Genomic DNA, 5,168 nt, shown 5'->3' on the forward strand with positions numbered 1-5,168 from the left:
GACGCGCGCACGCTCATGCACGCTACCCGACCCACGTTTGCAGCAGGCAGAATATGAACACCGTCACCCCGGGGCAGGCCGACCATGCAACTTCGGCAGACCGTTTTCGCTACGGTTTCCTGAAGGGCAATCCGCAACTGACGAAAAACGGCGAGCTCAAGCATCTGCTGACGATCGAGGGATTGCCGCGCGCGATCGTCACGCACATTCTCGATACGGCCGAGCAGTTCGTGAGTGTCACCGATCGTGAGGTGAAGAAGGTGCCGCTCTTGCGCGGCAAGTCCGTCTTCAACCTGTTCTTCGAGAACTCGACGCGCACGCGGACCACCTTCGAGATTGCCGCCAAGCGCTTGTCGGCCGACGTCATCAACCTGAACATCAATGCATCGTCGACGAGCAAAGGCGAATCGTTGCTCGATACGATCAACAATCTGTCGGCGATGCATGCCGATATGTTCGTCGTTCGCCATGCATCGAGCGGGGCCCCTTATCTGATTGCGCAGCACTGCGCGCCGCACGTGCACGTCATCAATGCCGGCGACGGGCGCCATGCGCATCCGACGCAGGGCCTCCTCGACATGTACACGATTCGTCATTACAAGCGGGATTTCACGAATCTGCGCGTGGCGATCGTCGGCGACATTCTGCATTCGCGCGTTGCGCGCTCCGATATCCATGCGCTCACCACGCTAGGCGTGCCGGAGGTACGCGCGATCGGCCCACGCACGCTGTTGCCGGGCGGGCTCGAACAGATGGGTGTGCGTGTGTTCAACAATCTCGACGAGGGATTGAAGGGTGTCGACGTCATCATCATGCTGCGGCTGCAGAACGAACGGATGAGCGGGGCGCTGTTGCCTTCGGCGCAGGAGTATTTCAAGAGCTGGGGGTTGACGCCCGAACGTCTTGCGCTTGCCCAGCCCGATGCGATCGTGATGCACCCGGGGCCGATGAACCGCGGCGTCGAGATCGATTCGCAAGTGGCGGACGGCCCGCAATCGGTGATTCTCGATCAGGTGACGTTCGGCATCGCCGTGCGCATGGCCGTGATGGGCATCGTGGCAGGCAACAACGATTGAGACGGTCTGCCCGATCGTGGCGCTAGCCCGCGCCGATGCACCGGCGGCAGGTACGCGCGCGGGAATGCGAAAACAAAGACGGACGGAATAAAGAAGGCAGCGCATGAAGATTCATATCGAAGGCGGCACGTTGATCGACCCGGTGGCGGGCAGCGAGGCGCGGGCCGATGTATTCATCGACGAGGGCAAGATCGCGGCGATCGGCGCCGCACCGGCCGGTTTCGATGCTGCGAAGCGCGTCGATGCGAAAGGGCGCCACGTCGTGCCGGGTCTCGTCGATTTGTCCGCGCGGCTGCGCGAGCCCGGCAACGAATATCGCGCCACGCTCGAGTCGGAAACCGCCGCGGCGCTCGCTGGCGGCGTGACGAGCCTCGTATGTCCGCCCGATACCGAGCCCGTACTCGACGAGCCCGGTCTCGTCGACATGTTGAAGTTCCGCGCGAGCAGCCTCGAGCGCGTGCACGTGTATCCGCTTGGCGCGCTGACCGTCGGCTTGAAGGGGCAGGTCATCACCGAGATGGTCGAGCTGACCGAAGCCGGTTGTATCGGGTTTTCGCAGGCCGATGTGCCCGTCGTCGATACACAGGTGCTCCTGCGCGCGTTGCAGTATGCGAGCACGTATGACTACACCGTATGGCTGCGGCCGCTGGATGCCTATCTCGCCAAGGGCGGCGTGGCGGCGAGCGGCGCGGTTGCTTCGCGGCTCGGTTTGCCGGGCGTGCCCGTTGCAGCCGAGACGATCGCACTGCATACGATCTTCGAATTGATGCGCGTGACCGGTGCGCGCGTGCATCTGCCGCAACTATCGTCGGCGGCCGGTATCGCGCTCGTGCGAGAAGCCAAGGCCGAAGGGTTGCGCGTCACATGCGATGTCTCCGCGAACCACGTCCATCTGATCGACGTCGACATCGGTTACTTCGACGCGCAATTCCGGCTCGATCCGCCGTTGCGCGGGCAACGCGATCGCGAGGCGATCCGTGCGGGCCTGGCGGACGGCACCATCGATGCGATTGCATCGAATCACACGCCTGTCGACGACGACGAAAAGCTGTTGCCCTTCGGCGAAGCGACCCCGGGCGCGACCGGCCTCGAGCTGCTGCTCTCGCTGACGGTGAAATGGGCCCAGGAAGCACGCATTCCGCTGGCGAAGGCATTGAGCCGGATCACCGCCGCACCGGCCGATGTGCTCAAGCTGCCCGCGGGGCGCATCGAAGTGGGTGCCGTGGCCGATCTGTGCGTTTTCGATGCGAGCGCGCACTGGCGCGTCGAGCCGCGCGTGTTGAAGAGCCAAGGTCACAACACGCCGTTTCTGGGCTACGAACTGCCGGGCCATGTGATGGCGACGATCGTCGCGGGCCGTCTCGCCTACGAGCGCGTGTGAGCGCGTCCCTGCCGATCCGAATGGACCGACTCGAATGAAACTCGCGCTTGCCAAGGCCCGGCTGGGGCTGCACCTGCTGCACGGGATGTGGATCGTCGCGACACGCTTTCCGCACGCCTCGCCCGAGCGCAAGCTCGTGCTCATCCGCGCGTGGTCGCTCAAGGTGCTGCGCCTCGCGGGCGTCAAACTCGTCGTGCATCATGACGAGGCGCGGCTCGACCACGGTGCGCTGGTGGTCGGCAACCACGTCTCGTGGCTCGATATTTATGTCATCAATGCGTGGCGGCCGACGCCGTTCGTTTCGAAGGCCGAAGTGCGCCATTGGCCTATCGTCGGCTGGCTCGCGCATCAATTGGGCACGATCTTCGTGCACCGGGAAAAGCGCAGAGACGCCCATCGCACGATGCACGAGATGGCGGCGCGGCTGCAAGCGGGCGAGGTGATGTGCATGTTTCCCGAAGGCACGACCTCGGATGGTCTCGACTTGTTGCCGTTTCACTCGAACCTGTTTCAAGCGGCTGTTTCGGCCGGTTGCCGCGTGCAGCCCATCTGCCTTTTATACGAGGATGCCGAGGGCCGGCAATCGACGGCGCCCGCTTATATCGGCGATATGTCGCTGGGCGAATCGGTCGATGCCGTCTTGCGCGGCGGTCCGTTGACGGCGCACTTGTACGTGGGCGACGCAATCGACGCGGTAGAGGACAGGCGCGTGCTGGCGGCGAGGGCTAGAGATGCCGTGGCGGCCGGTCTTGCTCGATTGAGGCCATCGCAACCGGCGCCGGCCATGGCGCCGAGCGCTTCGGATACGGCACCGCTTGGTGCCGAATACGATCAGCGTTAAACCGCAAAGCGCACCGGCGCGATGTTCGCTTGAATGAATGACTCGAACCGCGCGACGGAATCATCGATCGTGAGACCGGCCGTATCGATCGTCAGATCGGGCGAGACGGGGGCCTCATAGGGCGACGATACGCCCGTGAACTCAGGCAACTCGCCGCGTCGCGCACGTGAATAGAGTCCTTTCGGGTCCCGCGATTCGCATACGGCAAGACTGCTGGCGACGTGCACTTCGAAGAAGCGCTCGCCGACGATCGAACGCGCAAGACTGCGATGCTCGCGCGCCGGCGAAATCAGCGCGCCGATCACGACGAATCCCGCGTTTTTGAATAGCGCGGCCACTTCGGCGGTGCGGCGGACGTTTTCCAGACGGTCGGCGTGGCTGAAGCCGAGGTTCGAATTCAGGCCGGTACGCAGGATGTCCCCATCGAGCACCACTACCATGCAGCGCCTCGCTTCGAGCCGTTCCTTGACGGCATGAGCGAGCGTCGATTTGCCGGCGCCCGAGAGGCCCGTCATCCAGAGGACGCCGCCGCGCTCGCCGGTCGAAACGATGGGCTGCGTGGCGCCGCTCACGCTCGCCAGGTTTTGCGAAAGCTCGCGGGACGATGCGTCTGTTGATGGAAAGGGGGTGCCTTCCAAGGTGACTCCTGCTCTATTGCGAAACACTGCATTCTATGAAAATTTGCGGGCGCGCAAAGCGCGGCGCGGTTACCGATTGTTTCGGCAATCGGTGCATTCCTCTTGCGCGACGGTGCGCGCGGCCGGATCGCGCGTGAGGCGGACGGCCGTCAGACGATTGCCCCACACGCAGCCCGAATCGAGCCCGATCAGGTTGTCGCGCATGAGGACGCCGAGCGCAGCCCAGTGTCCGAACACGATGGTGGTGTCCGACGTGCGGCGATCGGGTGCGTCGAACCACGGCACAAAACCCGTCGGGCCGTTTTCGAGGGTGCCGTTCGCACTGAACTCCATGTCGCCGCCAGGGGTGCAGAAGCGCACGCGCGTGAAGGCGTTGAAGGCAACGCGCAACCGGTCCACGCGCGAGAGATCGGGCGACCAGCGATTGGGCCCCTTCTCGTAGAGTGCCGCAAGCGTTTCCTGCCAGTTCGGCGCGCGCAGCGCCCGCCCCAATTCGTCGGCGAGTTCGAGCACGAGCGCCGTGTCCCACTGCGGCAGGACACCCGCATGGACCATCAGTGTGCCGTTTTCCAGATGGGCGAACGGCCGCTGCCGAAGCCAGTCGAGCAGCTCCTGCGCATCGGGCGCCGTCAGGATATCGCCGAACGTATCGTCCGCCTTCTGACGGCGTATGCCAGCCGAGACGGCCAGCACATGCATATCGTGGTTGCCGAGCACGACCTTCGCCCGCGCGCCGAACCCTGCTATTTCCCGTAGTGTGGCGAGCGAATCCGGGCCGCGGTTGATGAGGTCGCCGGCGAACCAAAGCGGTGTATCGCCGGGCGGGGAAAGCCTGGCGAGAAGGCGGCGAAAGGGTGCGAGGCATCCCTGCAGATCGCCGAAAGCAATGGGGGCGGCAAGCGTGTCCATGGTCAGATAGGCAAATGGAATGGACGGCTCTCTAAAGTCTTGCAGGCCTGCAGCCGTATAATTAGCTGATTATTTGGCCAAACTGAGCAGCGGCGCGGGCGATATTTGGATCACCGCACCGCCAGCAAAGAGCGAGCCGTCGAACGGAATTTCGGCGAGGGGGCATTGTACGCAAAGTCCCGCTGACGCGTCGCGGGCCGCGCAATTTTGAGGAACCCCATGATCCTGGTCACCGGCGGCGCCGGTTTCATCGGCGCCAATTTCGTGTTGGATTGGCTGCGCGATTCGCAAGAAGCTGTCCTGAACGTCGACAAACTGACGTA

Annotated in this window: 6 protein-coding genes; 4 read left to right on the top strand and 2 right to left on the bottom strand. The window is 63.9% G+C overall.

Annotated elements, in window-relative coordinates:
* The first annotated feature begins 53 nt into the window (after window positions 1–53).
* From VGL01_RS23530 to VGL01_RS23540, 3 genes are all read left to right on the top strand, one after another.
* Complete coding sequence (locus tag VGL01_RS23530) at window positions 54–1,076, top strand: aspartate carbamoyltransferase catalytic subunit (RefSeq protein ID WP_331573666.1); 1,023 nt, start codon at window positions 54–56, stop codon at window positions 1,074–1,076.
* Window positions 1,077–1,179: 103 nt separating this feature from the next.
* A complete protein-coding gene (locus VGL01_RS23535; RefSeq protein WP_331573668.1) occupies window positions 1,180–2,457 on the top strand; it encodes a dihydroorotase in 1,278 nt (425 codons plus the stop codon).
* Window positions 2,458–2,491: 34 nt separating this feature from the next.
* Window positions 2,492–3,298, top strand: a complete 807-nt coding sequence (locus VGL01_RS23540) for a lysophospholipid acyltransferase family protein (RefSeq protein WP_331573670.1) — start codon at window positions 2,492–2,494, stop codon at window positions 3,296–3,298.
* On the opposite strand, the gene cysC is transcribed toward VGL01_RS23540, so the two are convergent.
* Both cysC and VGL01_RS23550 read right to left on the bottom strand, forming a co-directional pair.
* Window positions 3,295–3,849 (bottom strand): adenylyl-sulfate kinase, encoded by a 555-nt coding sequence (cysC, locus tag VGL01_RS23545; RefSeq protein WP_331573672.1) that lies wholly within the window; start codon window positions 3,847–3,849, stop codon window positions 3,295–3,297. The two genes, VGL01_RS23540 and cysC, sit on opposite strands and share 4 nt — an antisense overlap.
* A gap of 156 nt (window positions 3,850–4,005) precedes the next feature.
* Window positions 4,006–4,851 carry a symmetrical bis(5'-nucleosyl)-tetraphosphatase gene (locus VGL01_RS23550; protein ID WP_331573674.1) on the bottom strand — a complete coding sequence of 282 codons (846 nt, stop codon included), beginning with the start codon at window positions 4,849–4,851 and terminating at the stop codon, window positions 4,006–4,008.
* Window positions 4,852–5,064: 213 nt separating this feature from the next.
* On the opposite strand from VGL01_RS23550, the gene VGL01_RS23555 reads away from it, so the two are divergent.
* The coding region (locus VGL01_RS23555) for an NAD-dependent epimerase/dehydratase family protein (RefSeq protein WP_331573676.1) at window positions 5,065–5,168 on the top strand (104 nt) is incomplete at its 3' end.

Origin of the sequence: Trinickia sp., from assembly GCF_036503415.1 — a bacterium.
Taxonomy (GTDB): domain Bacteria; phylum Pseudomonadota; class Gammaproteobacteria; order Burkholderiales; family Burkholderiaceae; genus Trinickia.

Coding starts and splice junctions, on each gene's coding strand:
- VGL01_RS23535 (WP_331573668.1), top strand. CDS start 1,180: ATGAAGATTCATATCGAAGGCGGCACGTTGATCGACCCGGTGGCGGGC.
- VGL01_RS23540 (WP_331573670.1), top strand. CDS start 2,492: ATGAAACTCGCGCTTGCCAAGGCCCGGCTGGGGCTGCACCTGCTGCAC.
- VGL01_RS23530 (WP_331573666.1), top strand. CDS start 54: ATGAACACCGTCACCCCGGGGCAGGCCGACCATGCAACTTCGGCAGAC.